General features: G+C 37.6%; 11 protein-coding genes and 1 pseudogene. All 12 read right to left on the reverse strand.

Features of this window, described 5'->3' with window-relative positions; all coding sequences use genetic code 11:
• Window positions 1–770: 770 nt before the first annotated feature.
• On the reverse strand, window positions 771–2693 hold the full coding sequence (mutL, locus tag QUF99_RS19855) for a DNA mismatch repair endonuclease MutL (RefSeq protein WP_289372235.1): 1923 nt from the start codon (window positions 2691–2693) through the stop codon (window positions 771–773).
• 8 nt (window positions 2694–2701) lie between these two features.
• Window positions 2702–5374, reverse strand: a complete 2673-nt coding sequence (gene mutS, locus QUF99_RS19860) for a DNA mismatch repair protein MutS (RefSeq protein ID WP_289372236.1) — start codon at window positions 5372–5374, stop codon at window positions 2702–2704.
• A gap of 169 nt (window positions 5375–5543) precedes the next feature.
• Entirely contained in the window at window positions 5544–6086 is a 543-nt protein-coding gene (cotE, locus tag QUF99_RS19865) for an outer spore coat protein CotE (RefSeq protein WP_286121475.1), read from the reverse strand.
• Window positions 6087–6215: 129 nt separating this feature from the next.
• Window positions 6216–6647 (reverse strand): YlbF/YmcA family competence regulator, encoded by a 432-nt coding sequence (locus tag QUF99_RS19870; RefSeq protein WP_289372238.1) that lies wholly within the window; start codon window positions 6645–6647, stop codon window positions 6216–6218.
• 3 nt (window positions 6648–6650) lie between these two features.
• Window positions 6651–8180: a tRNA (N6-isopentenyl adenosine(37)-C2)-methylthiotransferase MiaB gene (miaB, locus tag QUF99_RS19875; protein ID WP_289372239.1), complete on the reverse strand. Its 1530-nt coding sequence runs from the start codon at window positions 8178–8180 to the stop codon at window positions 6651–6653.
• A gap of 552 nt (window positions 8181–8732) precedes the next feature.
• The gene (locus QUF99_RS19880; protein WP_289372241.1) at window positions 8733–9599 is read right to left on the reverse strand and encodes a 2-oxoacid:ferredoxin oxidoreductase subunit beta; all 867 of its coding nucleotides are present in this window, start codon (window positions 9597–9599) and stop codon (window positions 8733–8735) included.
• Window positions 9586–11343, reverse strand: a complete 1758-nt coding sequence (locus QUF99_RS19885) for a 2-oxoacid:acceptor oxidoreductase subunit alpha (RefSeq protein ID WP_289372242.1) — start codon at window positions 11341–11343, stop codon at window positions 9586–9588. Before QUF99_RS19885 ends, QUF99_RS19880 begins: the two co-directional genes overlap by 14 nt.
• Before the next feature lie 255 nt (window positions 11344–11598).
• Entirely contained in the window at window positions 11599–12522 is a 924-nt protein-coding gene (locus QUF99_RS19890) for a dipeptidase (protein ID WP_289372245.1), read from the reverse strand.
• A gap of 61 nt (window positions 12523–12583) precedes the next feature.
• Window positions 12584–12844, reverse strand: coding sequence for a stage V sporulation protein SpoVS (spoVS, locus tag QUF99_RS19895; protein ID WP_286121482.1), 261 nt, complete (start codon window positions 12842–12844; stop codon window positions 12584–12586).
• Window positions 12845–12994: 150 nt separating this feature from the next.
• The gene (locus tag QUF99_RS19900) at window positions 12995–13789 is read right to left on the reverse strand and encodes a TIGR00282 family metallophosphoesterase (protein WP_289372247.1); all 795 of its coding nucleotides are present in this window, start codon (window positions 13787–13789) and stop codon (window positions 12995–12997) included.
• A 190-nt stretch (window positions 13790–13979) separates the two neighbouring features.
• The gene (gene rny / locus QUF99_RS19905; RefSeq protein WP_289372249.1) at window positions 13980–15542 is read right to left on the reverse strand and encodes a ribonuclease Y; all 1563 of its coding nucleotides are present in this window, start codon (window positions 15540–15542) and stop codon (window positions 13980–13982) included.
• 458 nt (window positions 15543–16000) lie between these two features.
• Window positions 16001–16426, reverse strand: a pseudogene (locus tag QUF99_RS19910) (recombinase RecA family protein); the annotation flags it as partial.
• Window positions 16427–16671 lie beyond the last annotated feature (245 nt).

Consider the following 16671-nt stretch of genomic DNA (forward strand, 5'->3'; position numbering starts at 1 on the left):
ATTTCGTTAAGAAAGTATTTATTAAAATAAAGTATTAGACTAAGTAGTAGATATGCGATTTTCATACGAGAAATAAGACTAATTCTGAGAAAGCATACCTTTACGAATAAAAAAAGATTCTATCAAGTCCTCAATTAAAAAAAGATAGTGTTGCTTTGAAATAAAGTTTGATCAAAAACACCTCACAAACCCGTATTTTACGGTAAATAAGAAGAATCCATTTTGAAAAAAAGATTGATCAAAATGGATTCGTATCTAGCAAATTTAAGTTTCAGTTTTATAAAAAAGTTTGATTAAAACTCACTTAGGATTCTTTAATCGAAAAGGAATAAAACGGTGCAACTTTTTTGTAAACGGTATAACTTTCTTTAAAACGGTACCTCTTTTTTATATAACCACATTTCGTACATTATTATTTTTTCAGTATATTAACGTAAAAACTCATTAATTCAGTGGTATTTTTCATTCTTTATACTAACTTTAAACATTACAAACAATTTTCATTACCCAGTAGTGGACTTTTTTCCCTTTGGACAATATCTTGCATATTGCTGAAACTAGCAATACTAACAAACAAATGAAAAAGAAGCGATTTATTTTATCGCTTCTTTTTCATTACATAATATTTTATCAAAATAGCAACTAACAAAACCTATTTTTTTATGTTCATTCTACTTTTCCTACTCATTTTCATTTCAGTAGTGATAATTTTTCCTCGAGTCTAATTAATTTTTCCCCAGTCTAATTAATTTCCCCCCAACACACCAACTTTACATCACCCGCTTAAACATCTTCTCCAGTTCATAAGTCGAATGATGCACAACAATTGGTCTACCATGCGGGCATGTATACGGATTTGTTGTTGTCCGGAGTTCTTCTAGTAAGGCAAAGATTTGATCGTTCGTTAAATATTGATTGGCTTTGATCGATGCTTTACAGCTCATCATAATAGCTGCTTCTTCACGCAGTTTTTTGATATCGACTTTTTTCAACTTCACTACTTGTTGCATCATGTCATCAATGATTTCCGTTTCTTGTCCTTTTGGAAACCATGTTGGATGTGAGCGGACAATGAACGATTGATGCCCGAATTGTTCCAGGAATAAGCCTACTTTTTTTAGTTCTTCCAATTGCTCTTCTACTCGTAAAAATTCATTGAGAGATAAATCAATTCGGTACGGCACAAGTAATTCCTGAACTTCTGGTGCTACCCGCCCTACTTTGTCACGGAAGTATTCATAGTTGATACGCTCTTGCGCTGCATGTTGGTCAATCATATATAAGCCTTTGTCATTTTGAGCAAAAATGTATGTTCCGTGCATTTGTCCAATTGGATAAAGCGGCGGTAAATCGTTCCCGTTCATTTCGATTTCTTGGATTTCTTCCAATTCTTCTAATTCAAAGTCTTCCTCGCTGCTTTCCCACTCATTCTCTTCTTGGGCAGATTCTTCAATTATTGGCTTAGATGGCTGCCAACTGTTTTCTTCTTTTATAAGAGACTGCGGTGGCTCCCACTCCTGTTTTGGTTGCCTCCACAGGGGTGGTTGTTGCTTCGGCTGTTCCTCTTGTTTCTCATCCATTCCGGTTGGCAAAATAATATTTGGCATCGGTGGTTCTTTCGGTTTTGCATGCTCGAACTGAAACTGCTCTTGCACGCTCTCATCTTTTTCTTTTTTCTTCGTTGTGACTCCGGCATCCGGAATCAGCTGAATTTTTTTAAATGCATCCTGCAGTGTTTTTTCAATAAGCTGCAATAGCTCTTGTTCTTTACTGAAGCGCACCTCTAATTTCGCTGGATGAACGTTCACATCAACTAGCATTGGATCCATTTCAATCGATAAGAAACCAATTGGGTAACGTCCAACCGGAAGTAATGTATGATAACCTTGCTGCACAGCTTTCATTAATACATAGTTTCGAACGTAACGGCCATTTACAATCGTTGACATATAGTTGCGAGATGCACGCGTTACTTCAGGCAACGTCACATAACCACGAATCGTAAAGTCTAACGATTCCACCTCAATTGGGATTAGCTTTTTCGCAACTTGAATGCTATAAATCGCTGCAAGTACTTGTCTCACATCACCATTTCCTGATGTATGGAGCAGTTTTTTCTCATTATGAAACAAGCGAAGCGATACTTCTGGGTGTGACAGTGCAATGCGGTACACAATATCTGTAATATTTCCAAGCTCTGTATGAATTGTTTTCATATATTTCAAACGTGCTGGTGTGTTAAAAAATAAGTTTTGAACCGTAATATCTGTTCCTTTACGGCTCGCTGTTTTTTCTTGTTTGATAATGTCGCCACCTTTAATGACAAGGTGCGTACCTGGTGCATCCCCGGTGCTCGTAATGAGCTCTAATTCACTGACAGACGCAATACTTGGCAGCGCTTCTCCGCGAAAGCCGAGCGTCCGAATTCGGAATAAATCATTTTCATCTTTAATTTTGCTTGTAGCATGTCGTTCAAAAGCAACAATGCAGTCTTCTTCAGCAATGCCATCTCCATTATCGATAATGCGAATTTTAGATAATCCAGCTTCCTCTAAGTGGATTTCAATAGATGTACTATTCGCATCGATGGAATTTTCGACAAGTTCTTTTACAACTGAGGCAGGGCGTTCAACTACTTCCCCTGCCGCAATTAAGTTAGAGAGTTGGTCATCGAGTTTGCGAATTTTCCCCATCTACTTACTCATCCTTTCTTTAACTTTTTCTGTAAGCGGTACAATTCATTTAACGCTTCTAGTGGTGTCATATCAAGTAAATCAATTTTTTTAATTTGCGTTAATACAGCTGTTTCCTTTTGGTCAAGCATCGGCTTTTCTTCTTTCTTCGCAGTTTGTTCCGCGGTAAAGAATGATAGCTGTGATTCTTCTGCTTCCTCTTGATCTTTTGTCAGCGTCTCTACCTCTTCTTTTATGACTACTGTTTCTTGCACTGTTTCTTTTGGAACTTTTGTTTCCACTCGCTTCGGAAGCGTAACTTCCTCTTGCCCTTCAAGCTGGGCTAATACTTCTTTTGCACGAGCGATTAAGCTATCTGGAAGCTCTGCAAGCTGTGCAACGTGAATACCATAACTTTTATCTGCAGCTCCATCTTGAATCTTATGCAAGAAGACAACCTTACCATTTTCTTCAATAGCTGAAACATGTACATTTTTAAGCTGCTCTAAACTTTCTTCTAGCACTGTTAATTCATGATAATGCGTTGAAAATAATGTTTTCGCCCCGATTTGATCATGAATATGCTCGATAATTGCTTGCGCTAGCGCCATACCATCATACGTAGATGTACCGCGGCCAATTTCATCAAATAAAATTAAACTTCTTTCTGATGCATTCGCAATTGCGTTTTTTGCTTCTAACATTTCGACCATAAATGTACTTTGCCCGGAAATTAAATCATCCGCTGCTCCAATTCTCGTGAAAATTTGGTCAAAAACAGGCAGCACAGCTTCTGTTGCTGGTACAAAGCAACCAATTTGTGACATCACGGTAACAAGTGCTAATTGGCGCATATACGTACTTTTACCGGACATATTTGGACCAGTAATTAAAAAGACATCCATATTTTCAGGCATAACACAATCGTTTGGAACGTAAAGCTTTCCATTTAATACTTTTTCAACGACAGGATGACGACCATCTTTTATAAAGATTTCTCGTTTATTTGTTAACGTTGGTTTTACAAATTGCTCTTCTTCACTAACTGTCGCAAAGCTTTGAAGTACATCTAGTTCACTAATAACTTTCGCTAATTGCTGCAATTTCGGAATAAACACTTTCACTTCTTCACGAAGAGCAGTAAATAGATCGTATTCTAGCTGAACAATTTTTTCTTCTGCTTCTAAAATCATCGTTTCTTTTTCTTTTAACTCATCCGTAATATAGCGTTCTGCATTTGCAAGCGTTTGTTTTCGTTCATAACGACCTTCTGGAAGTGATGCAAGGTTTGCTTTTGTCACCTCGATATAGTATCCAAAAATACGATTGTAACCAATTTTCAGAGACTTAACCCCTGTTATATCACGCTCGCGCTTTTCAAGCTCCGCAATCCAAGTTTTTCCGTTTTTACTTACATAACGATACTGGTCTAACTTATCATTATAGCCGTCTTTTATAATGTCACCATCTTTTATAGAAAGCGGTGGATTTTCTTGAATACTTCTGTCTAGTAGTTCCGTTAAACTTTCACATGGATCAACACCTTGAATTAATTGGGATGCATATCCATTCTCTAAACGATCTACTGTCTCTAAAATAGCAGGCACTTGCAGTAATGAGCGCTTTAATTGTAATAAATCACGAGCATTCACACTGCCGTATGCAACTTTCCCTGCTAAACGTTCTAAGTCGTATACTTCTTTTAATTTTCCTTTTAAATCTTCACGTAAGAAATAATCATTCACAAACGTTTCAACCATTTCTAAACGCTCTTCAATTTTTTCTTTTTGTATGAGCGGACGTTCCATCCACTGCTTTAACATTCTTCCACCCATCGCTGTTTTTGTCTTATCTAACAGCCATAATAGAGAGCCTGTTTTTTCTTTTGTTCGAATGGTTTCTGTTAACTCCAAATTACGTTTAGAATGAACATCAATCTTCATAAATTGATTTGTATAATAAATATCGACTGGCTGCAGATGATCTAGCGAACGTTTTTGTGTTCGTAATACATAGTTAAATAAGCGCCCAACTGCTGCAACTAATTTCGTTTGCGTCACATTTTGAACAAGGTGTTCCAACCCTTCAGGAATTTTTGTTTCATCCTCATAGGAAATTGTCATTTTCAATGTTTCTGTCAGCTTATTTAGCTCATCTTTTGAAAACGTAGATGCCACGACAATTTCTTTTGAACCTGTCGCATATACTTCTAATAAAACATCTTCTACAGTACCAGTTAGCAATGTAACGGTATTTTGTCCTGTCGTTAAGTCATTGCAAGCCAGGGCATAGGAACCATCTTCAAAGCGTGTCAACGCCGCTAAGAAGTTATTCTCTTTTTCATCAATTGTACGCCCCTCCATCATCGTTCCAGGCGTAATTAATTGAACTACTTCACGGCGTACAACGCCTTTTGCTGTTTTCGGATCTTCTACTTGTTCACAAACCGCCACTTTATATCCTTTTTCAACGAGCTGTTCGATATAATTTTTAGCAGCGTGGTGCGGGACACCGCACATTGGAATACGGTCGCTGCTCCCCCCATCTCGGCTTGTTAACGTAATTTCAAGTTCATGAGCCGCTTTTACTGCATCCTCAAAGAACATTTCATAAAAATCACCTAAGCGAAAAAATAAAAAGGCATCTTGATAGTCTGCCTTGACTGTTAAATATTGTTGTATCATCGGGGTATACTGAGCCATTTGTTTCCTCCACATTTTATACATAATTAGCTATATATTATATGCCGTACTTCACGGACAATCATATCTCCACTGATAGGAGTCTCTCTTTATTATAACACGAAAAAATTCAATTGAGCATCTCTGACCCCATGTAAAAAAAGCTAGGAAGAATCTCCCTAGCTTTCTTTTATTCCTCTTCTGCGTCTACAATAAAGTTTGGATCTAAATCTTCAAATTCGTCATCATCCACTTCAAAATTTTCTTCCTCTTCCGGACAGCCATCAGGATTTACACTTACACAAATTTTTGTTTCTCCAACAACTTCTGTTACAAATTCACGCTCTACAGTTACAACTATTTTGTTACCATTTGGTGAAACAATTGCTTCTAAACAATTCGGATGCTGAATAACACGAGCAATAATTTCTAAATCGTCACCAGAAAAGTTTTTGTCACGATAGCCAATTTTCACCTCATCTGTGTAATTCACACGTTCTGTTACAACTTCTGTTTTGGTATTTTCATCAAATGAGTACCAAGTATTAATATCATAATATCCTTCAATTTCTACAGTTTTACCATTCTTTTTCGCCTCATATGCGTGATTAATTACCCAACATCCGAGAATACTTGTAGGTTCATGATTTGATTCGCATGTATGAGTGGTTTTCATATACTTTCGTCCTTTGCCCACAACGGCTTTCGTAATGATCTCTCTAAATTCGGACATTTGGAACCCTCCTCAATCAATATTCACTTAATCATATGCGTGACAAGAGCGGAATGTGTCATTCTTTTTTTGACAAAACAATATGTATCCTAAATAAAATAAAAAAGAGATGTCCATAAGACATCTCCTTTAACAGCCACAGTTCCCTTTTTTGCTCGCTACTTCAGCACCAGTTTCTCCTTTTAACACATCGCCACCCGTTGAAATTAATATTTCATCCGTTACGTTATTTGAAATGGTACTCGCTACAAGTTGCAGCAAATCATTTACATATGTTTGAGACGATTTAAACTCCTGCACAACCGGAATGCTATCCAGTTTATCTTGCAATGCATCAATTTCCGCTTCTACTTTTTTCAATGCTTCCCACTTACCATAATGCTGCAAATTAACTGCTTGTTTTTGCAGTGCTTTAATTTCATCAATCGCACGTTTTACATTTTCATTTTTATGAATTTGCGCCTCCGCACGTTTAAAAAAATCTACTTCTTCTGTTTCAGCAATCAATTTCGCTAATTCTTTTGCACGCTCTACAATTTCATCTTTTGAATAAGCTGCCATCTATTATTTCACCTCGATTGGCTCCTCAACCAATTCCCCGTTTAGAGACCAAGTATTTGCTTTTATCACTTTTACTTTTACAAGCTGACCAATTGTTGATTTTGGTGCTGCGAAGTTCACGAGCTTATTAGCACGTGTATAACCTGCCAGTACATCAGGATTGTTCTTACTTTCTCCATCAACAAGTACTTCAACAATTTGCCCTTCATATCGTTTATTCTTCTCTACAGAGAATTCATTTACTAATGTGTTCAAGCGTTGTAAACGCTCTTTTTTCACTTCCATTGGTACATTATCTTTCATTTTTGCAGCGGGTGTACCTTCACGCGGAGAATAAATAAATGTAAATGCACTATCAAAGCCTACTTCGCGATATAACGACATCGTTTCTTCAAATTGTTCGTCCGTTTCATTTGGGAAACCAACGATAATATCAGTTGTTAAAACAGCATTCGGAATCGCTATTTTAATTTTACGTACAAGTTCTAAATAATGCTCACGCGAATATTTACGCGCCATAATTTTCAACATATCTGTACTTCCAGATTGCACTGGTAAGTGAATGTGTTCAACTAAATTACCGCCTTCTCCAAGCACTTCAATCAAGCGGTCATCAAAATCACGTGGATGGCTTGTTGTAAAACGAATACGCGCTATATCAATCTTACGAAGTTCCTCCATCAGATCGCCTAAGCCATATTCTAAATCTTCAAAGTCTTTTCCGTATGCGTTTACGTTTTGACCAAGCAGCGTAATTTCCTTATAGCCATTTGCGGCTAAATGACGTACTTCGTTAATAATATCTTCTGGGCGACGGCTACGTTCTTTCCCACGTGTATAGGGTACGATGCAGTATGTACAGAACTTGTCGCACCCATACATAATATTTACCCATGCTTTAATATCACCACGGCGTACTTTTGGAAGGTTTTCAATTACATCCCCTTCTTTTGACCATACTTCAACAACTGTTGCTTTTGAGAACATGGCATCTTTTAAAATGTAAGGTAAGCGATGAATATTATGTGTACCAAATACCATATCTACATGCTGATTTTTTTGCATAATTTTGTTTACGACAGATTCCTCTTGAGACATACAACCACATACACCGATTAAAAGGTCAGGGTTTCTTTGTTTTAACGGTTTTAAATGCCCCAGTTCCCCGAACACTTTATTTTCAGCGTTTTCACGAATTGCACAAGTATTTAATAGGATCACATCTGCATCTTCTGTTGAGAATGTTGGTTCATATCCAAGTGCTGTAAAAATACCAGCCATTACTTCTGTATCATGCTCATTCATTTGACACCCATAAGTGCGAATATAAAATTTTCTTCCTATACCAAAGTTACGAAATTCTTCTGGTAAGCCAAAATCACGTTCAATTTTAACTTCTTCTTTCCCACGTTTTTTCGCATCTTTTAAGGAAGGTGGCTGATATACATTTTCAAAGTATTTGCTATAATCTTTTTCTTCTTTTTTCATAGAAGAATTGGCTTGTTGACTTGCTAATCGTTGTTGCTCGTTCATGAGTAATCTCCTTTCAACCCAAACTATACACAATCTTTTTAGCTCACTCTAATGGGCAATAAGACCCCATCTCAAAGGTTATGAAGCTAGTTGAGAGATAACTGTCCTAAGAGCCCAATTCACCGAGCTAACCATCCGTATGAGTGCAATTTCTTCCTACTGATGGACATTTCCCTTTATCCTTGTTGTTTTACCTTGTCTTTGTCAAAAACATATTGCTATACACATTATCATAGTATAAAGCGTTTAACAAAATTAAACAACAAAGAGGCACTTGTCCCATAACCGATTCCTACAGGGAACGAACACTGTCTCATGTTATAGCCGTTCATTAATTATTCTATCATTCCGAATTTTCTAAGTAAACAAACCCTTTGAAGATAAGGTGAAACTTTTCTCAATGAGGGTTTTACTGCCATATGAGATAAATGTGAATTTCTATTCATGGTTTTCAATCTTACTGATGGATATTGCAGTACACTATATTCTTAGAACAAATGCAAACAACATCCTACTATACTAAAAAAGGCTGCCAGTTGGCAGCCTTTTTTATTACATAAACTCAGCAACGAGTTCATCAAACATTTTTTGATCCATTTGTAAATCAGCTTGAACTAAAGGTTTTTCACTGTAGCCTTTTACAAGTTCTTGGTAAGAAGGCTGTTGTGCATTTTGATAAATTAAGCCCGTTACTAAACCTTTGTTTTCCATTAATGTTTGCATTGCAACCATACGGTTAGATGGGTCATACCCTTCTACTGTACTTAGTTTTGTTAAATTCTCTTTAAACCAATCGTACGTATTTACTTTATTGTAAGTTACACATGGGCTAAATACGTTAATTAAAGAGAAACCTTTATGTTGAATACCAGCTTCAATCAGCTGCGTTAACTCTTTTAAGTCGCTAGAGAAACTTTGTGCAACAAATGTTGCACCAGCAGTTAACGCCATTTCCATTACAGATAATGCTGGCTCAATTGAACCTTGTGGCGTACTTTTCGTTTTAAATCCAGCTTCACTACGTGGTGAAGTTTGGCCTTTTGTTAAACCGTAAATTTGGTTATCCATAACGATATACGTAATGTCAATGTTACGACGAATTGAGTGGATTGTATGTCCCATACCGATCGCAAAACCATCACCGTCACCACCAGATGCGATAACTGTTAAATCACGGTTTGCCATTTTCACACCCTGTGCAATTGGAAGTGCACGTCCATGAATACTATGAACACCGTACGAATTAATATAACCCGAAATACGACCAGAACATCCGATACCAGAAATAACCGCTAATTCATCTGGATTTAAGCCGACGTTAGCAGCCGCACGTTGAATTGCTGCTTGCACTGAGAAGTCACCGCAACCTGGACACCAATTTGGTTTTACACTGTTACGAAAGTCCTTAAATGTTGCCATTTAATACAACCCCTTTTTTGCATTCGTTGTAAATTTCTTTTGGTAAGAATGGATTTCCGTCGTATTTTAACAAACTAGAAATTTTCTCGCCAAAGCCAAGATTCATCTTCATAATATTAGTAAGCTGACCCGTTGCGTTATTTTCTACAACAACAACACGTTTTGCACTCTTCACAAGCGAAAGAATTTCATTTGTTGGGAATGGATGAATTAAACGAACGTGAGCGTGGTTTACTTTTAACCCTTCTTGCTCTAAGCGCTCCATCGCTTCTTCAATTGCACCGCGTGTAGAGTTAAAGCCTACTAGTAGTACATCAGCGTCATCATACTTGGCATTTTTATAAACAGGGGTATTAAACTTCAGATTTTCCATTTTACGGAAACGTTTGTCCATTTGTGATTTACGGTTCAGTGCGGATTCAGATGGTTTACCCGTTTCATCATGTTCTACACCTGTTACATGGTGAACACCATTTTTCATACCAGGTATAACGCGTGGTGAAACGCCGTCTTCTGTCACTTCGTAACGTTTGAAATATGCTTTATTTTCACGTTCTGGTAACTCTGCTTGTAAATCAAGCTTACCGCGGCGAATTTCTACTTTGTCTAATTTCAGTGGTTCTACTGTTTGCTTACCTAAAGAAAGCTGTAAATCTGTTAAGAAGATAACAGGAACTTGATATTCTTCTGCTAAGTTAAACGCTTCGACAATGTCATAGAACGCTTCTTCAACAGTACTTGGCGCCATTACGATTTTTGGAATTTCACCATGTGTACCGTAAATCATCGCCATTAAATCAGATTGCTCTTGTTTTGTTGGTAAACCTGTACTTGGACCACCACGTTGTGTATCAACAATAACAAGAGGTGTTTCTGTAATACCAGCTAAACCAATTGCCTCCATCATTAAAGATAGACCAGGACCTGCTGATGCTGTTAACGTACGTACACCAGCGTAGTTTGCACCAATTGCCATTGTACAAGCAGCAATTTCATCCTCTGTTTGAATAACTGTTCCGCCTACTTTTGGCAGCTTCTTAATTAAGTATTCCATAATTTCAGATGCAGGTGTAATTGGATATGCAGACATGAAGCGAGCACCACCAGCTACTGCCCCAAATGCAATTGCATCGTTACCAATCATAAACATACGTTTTTGACCATCTGCTTTTTCAAGCTGCATCATATTTACTTGCTCACCAAGTAATTCTTTCATATATTGAGAGCCGCGTTTAATTGCTTCCATATTCTTTTCAACAACTGCTTGACCTTTGCGGCCGAAAATTTCATCTACAACGTCTAAATAAACAGTTTCGTCTAATCCTAATACTGCACTAGATGCTCCAACAGCAACCATGTTTTTCATTAATGATGTACCAAGTTCAGAAGCGATATCTGTAAATGGAATTGCATATAGCGTCACATCTGTACTTTCTGGAATGCTTGGATTAAACTTTGCATCAGCAACGACAATTCCGCCCGGACGTAATTCGTGGAAGTTAAAGTCAATTGTTTCTTGGTCAAACGCAATTAAAATATCTAAGTCATCGGATATCGCGCGCACCTCTGTCGTACTTACGCGAATTTTATTATTTGTATGACCACCCTTAATCCGTGATGAAAAGTGGCGATAACCGTATAGATAATAACCTAATCGGTTTAATGCAATACAGAAGATTTCCCCTGTACTTTCAATTCCTTCACCTTGTTGTCCTCCAACTTTCCATGAAAGTTGACTAATCATCTCCTACACCCCTTTGGCTGCATTCATTGTAGTGTATTTTTTTACAGTATTAGTGTAGCACTTTTTATGCAAAGAAACTACAATGGACGCAAATTATACCTCTTCTGACTTCCCTGAATGTTTTGCATAATCTTAATTCGTCTACAATTCTAGCCTTACCACAGAAAAAATGCAATAAGTTGGCCTGATTTTATTTTAATTTTTTAATTTTTCTAACTTTTGTTTTTCGTTGGAAATACAGCACAAAATAAGCGACTAAAAAGGCATATGGTTGACAAAATTATCATATAAAAAGCGCTGAACATGAGTTTCACTATATCGCTTACTTAATTCATTGATTATATATTCATAATGATTGTATGTTTTCACACCTACAACCATCTCCGAAATACCATCAAAATCAGAACCGAATCCAACATTACGTTCTCCTCCAAGCGAGCAAATACGCTCGACATGCCGTAATATATCATCTATATAGGCTGGACTATGATTTGTTAAAAATTGTGGAACAAATGTCACACCAATTACACCATCTTTTTGAATGAGTGCCTTTACTTGCTCATCTTTTAGATTGCGTGGATGCCCACAAAGGTGATAACAATTTGAATGTGATGCAATCGGATATGTAGCGATTTCCATCACATCCCAAAATCCTTTTTCATTCAAATGAGATACATCCGTCCATAAACGACATGAGTTGAGCTCTGCTACGACTTCCTTACCAAAGGTAGTAAGTCCCGCGCCTCTTGTCTCCATTGCTCCATCAGCTACTAAATTCGCATGATTCCACGTTAATCCAACAGACCGGACCCCTAAACGATAGAGTGTACGTAATTTCATTGTTTCTTTTCCTATTGCTTCGCATCCTTCTAACGTTAAAACAGCACCAATTTCATTTTCACCTAATTGCTGTAAGTCTTTTTTTGTCTGTATCAATTTCATGTTAGGCAACGACAAAATTTGCTTATAAAATATATCTACCATGGCTAACGCAACTTCAAAACGCTGTTCATATGGTACTGTTTCGGGAACATATATTGCAAAGCATTGTATACTTCCTTTTCTTTGCTGTAATTGTTCAAAAGTAATATGTAAAGAAGGATCATTTTGAAAATCCTTCTTGCCATTCGCTTTCCATAGTTGCCATAACACATCACAATGCGCATCAAAAATTTTCAATTCCGCTCCCCCTTCTCCATAAAAACAACCTGTTTGCTTAAAGCAAACAGGTTGTTCGAACTTAACGAGGTTCTACAATTAATTTTATTGCTGTACGTTCTTCACCATCAATCATGATATCTGTAAAAGCTGGGATACAAATCAAGTCTAAACCACTAGGCGCTACAAACCCTCTTGCAATTGCTACTGCCTTCACCGCTTGATTTAATGCACCTGCGCCAATGGCTTGCATCTCTGCTGAGCCACGCTCGCGAATAACTCCAGCAAGTGCACCAGCTACAGAGTTAGGGACCGAAGTTGCTTTAACTTTTAATATTTCCATTGCTCGTTTCCTCCTCGTTTCTTTATAAAGTATTAGCGATTGATTTCACTTTTAACTTATATTCACGAGGAACAGCATGTATTCCTGCTAAATCTCTGTAATTTTTCTAAAAAATTAAAATATAATGTTTTTTCTAACTTTTATAAAATACTATTCAAAAAAAGGTTGATCATCATTAATTAAAATACGCTCGATTCTTTTTGCTTTTCCTGTATTCGGATCCACATCAATTAAAACCGCACTTAGCTGCGTTCTACCATTTGTCACTTCAAAACGTACAGGTAGATTCGTTAAAAATTTCTTCAGTACAGCTTCACGATCCATACCTAAAATACCATCGTATGGACCTGTCATACCTACATCTGTAATATACGCTGTCCCACTTGGTAAAATACGATTATCTGCTGTCGGAACATGCGTATGCGTTCCAACTACTGCCGTAGCACGACCGTCTACATACCAACCAAGCGCCTGTTTTTCACTCGTTGTCTCAGCGTGAAAATCAATAAAGATGATATTTGTACGTTTCTTCGCAATGTTAATTAATTCATCTACTTTTCGAAACGGACAATCAATTGGTGGTAAGAATGTACGTCCTTGTAAGTTAATAACCGCTACTTCTGTGCCATTACAATTCACAAAGATAAGTCCTTTTCCTGGCGTTCCTTCCGGAAAATTAGCGGGTCTTGCAAGATATTTTGCATTATCAATAAACTCAAAAACTTCACGATTATCCCAAGCGTGATTTCCAAGCGTCACAGCTTGTGCACCGCACTCTAAAAAGTTTCGGTAAATTTTTTCTGTAATACCACGTCCACCTGCAGCATTTTCTCCATTAATGATTGTTACAGTAGGCGTATACTTTTTCTTTAACGCCGGTACGTATTGTTGAATCATACTTCTTCCAGGAGATCCTACTACATCCCCAACAAATAAAATTCTCATATGTCTTACCCTCTCTATGTACTACTTATTTTATTCTTATCATACAAGTTCATCACGTATAAAGGAACAATATTGCTTGTGTATACAGTGCAACTTTTCTCAGTCAGAGATGAAAAAATTCTCACCACTAGAAGCTTCATTCTATGTTACCCAATCCCAACACAAAAAAATAAAGTGGCGTAACACCACTTTATTTCGCATATTCCACTGCACGAGTTTCACGAATAACCGTCACTTTAATATGTCCTGGATAATCCAATTCATTTTCAATGCGTTTTCGAATATCACGTGCTAAACGATGAGCTTCTAAATCATCGATTGTATCCGGTTTTACCAAGATGCGAACTTCACGTCCTGCTTGAATTGCAAAAGATTTTTCTACACCTTCATAGGATTCTGAAATCTCTTCTAACTTTTCAAGACGACGAATATAGTTTTCAAGAGTCTCACTTCGAGCTCCAGGTCTTGCAGCTGATAATGCATCCGCTGCTGCAACTAGAACTGCAATGATAGAAGTTGGTTCCGTATCACCATGGTGAGATGCAATACTGTTAATAACAACAGGATGCTCTTTATATTTCGTTGCAAGTTCAACACCAATTTCAACGTGACTTCCTTCTACTTCATGATCAATCGCTTTACCGATATCATGCAATAGACCTGCACGTCTTGCGAGTTTTTCGTCTTCGCCAAGTTCCGCTGCCATAAGTCCCGCTAAATACGCTACTTCCATAGAGTGTTTTAAAACGTTTTGACCATAACTTGTACGGAATTTCAAACGACCTAAAATCTTGATTAAATCTGGATGTAATCCGTGTACACCCACCTCGAAAGTCGTTTGCTCTCCTACTTCGCGAATATACTCGTCCACTTCACGTCTTGATTTTTCAACCATTTCTTCAATACGTGCTGGATGAATGCGTCCATCCTGAACGAGCTTATCAAGAGCAATACGAGCAGTTTCACGACGAATTGGATCGAATCCTGATAAAATTACCGCTTCTGGCGTATCATCAATAATAAGGTCAATACCAGTTAATGTTTCTAGCGTACGAATATTACGACCTTCACGTCCGATAATACGGCCTTTCATTTCGTCATTTGGAAGATTTACAACCGAAACGGTTGTTTCAGCAACATGATCAGCTGCACATCTTTGCATTGCAAGAGATAAAATCTCCTTCGCTTTCTTGTCTGCCTCTTCTTTCGCACGAACTTCAGTTTCTTTTACCATAACGGCAATTTCATGAGAAATTTCACTTTCGACTTTACCTAAAATGATTGCTTTAGCTTGTTCGCGTGTCAGACTAGAGATGCGCTCTAATTCTGTTTGTTGCTTTTGTACTAACTCTCCCACTTTGCTTTCCAACTCTTCAATCTGTTGTTGTCTCGCTACAAGAGATTCCTCTTTCTTTTCTAACATATGCTCGCGTTTATCGAGCGTCTCGTCTTTACGATCAAGGTTCTCTTCTTTTTGCATTAAACGATTTTCTTGCTTTTGCAATTCGCTTCTACGGTCACGAATTTCTAATTCAGCTTCTGTACGAAGTGTGTGAATTTCATCCTTTGCTTCTAAAAGCGCTTCCTTCTTTAGTGCTTCTGCTTCACGACCCGCTTCTTCTAAGATGCGTCTCGCTTCATTTGCTGCACCGTTAATCTTCGCTTCTGCAATAGACTTTCGAATAAAAAAGCCAACAACTGCACCGACTGTTGCAAGCAAAATGGAGATGAGTATCCAAACTGTGCTGCTCATGATTTCACCTCCCCTTGCTATGAATGAAAAAAGACTGTCGGCATGTACATTGATTTGCAACGTACAGCAAAGACCGTCGCCCCGCTTTTTTAAGGGACTTTCTTCATTTCACGATTAAAATGTCATATTATTATTTCGGAAAGATTCACAATCTACTCCGAATGTTACTTCTCTTCTAGAGAAGAGTGTATCGTATATAAGAAAAAATATACATTCTCATTGTATCTATCGCAATTTTCATTGTCAAGCGTTGTCTACTTTTACTTTCTTTACCTTTGTGAAGCGGAACTTTTCTTAAATAAGAATTTTCTTCCTTCTAATCCATCATTAAAAGAAAAATTCGGACTTTTTGAGGGATTTCCCTCCCATTTCGCCTTATTAATTCCTTATTTATTACCTCTGACACTCACCCTATATATTCCATGATAAAAAAAATAAAAGACACGAAATCGTGTCTTTTATTCATTAGAAAGATCGGTATCTTCTCCACTTTCAGAATTAGATCCTTCACCAATACCATGATGCTCACGAATAAAGAATGCAATTTCATCTGTTAGCTCTGGATTTTCTTTTAAAAATTGCTTTGAATTTTCACGACCTTGCCCTAAGCGCTCCTCATTATAGGAATACCATGCTCCACTCTTTTGGACAATATCAAGTTCAGAAGCCATATCTAAAATCTCACCTTGTCTTGAAATCCCTTCTCCGTACATAATATCAACTTCTGCTACACGGAAAGGAGGTGCCACTTTATTTTTCACTACTTTTATTTTTGTTTTATTACCAACAATGTCGTTACCTTGTTTTAACTGCTCAGCACGACGCACTTCAAGACGCACTGTTGAATAGAATTTCAACGCACGACCACCTGGAGTTGTTTCTGGCATTTGCTATAGATTTTCCATTTCTATAGTGTGGACTATCTCTTCATCTCTTTACAGAGAGCCTTGCACTTCCAGCAGGAGCCTATCTTCTGCCGTACCCTACTCAGTTAACTTTAAAAGTCCTTTTCGGTAGTCTCTACACCTTCTTCATACAAGGTATGAAGCTTGGCACGGTATTACCCTATATTTGGAGGGCTTCACCGTTAGCAGCTGTATCGCCACACCCCTAGGCAATAAGGTTCACA

It is taken from the genome of Bacillus sp. DX4.1, from assembly GCF_030348195.1.
Lineage (GTDB): Bacteria > Bacillota > Bacilli > Bacillales > Bacillaceae_G > Bacillus_A.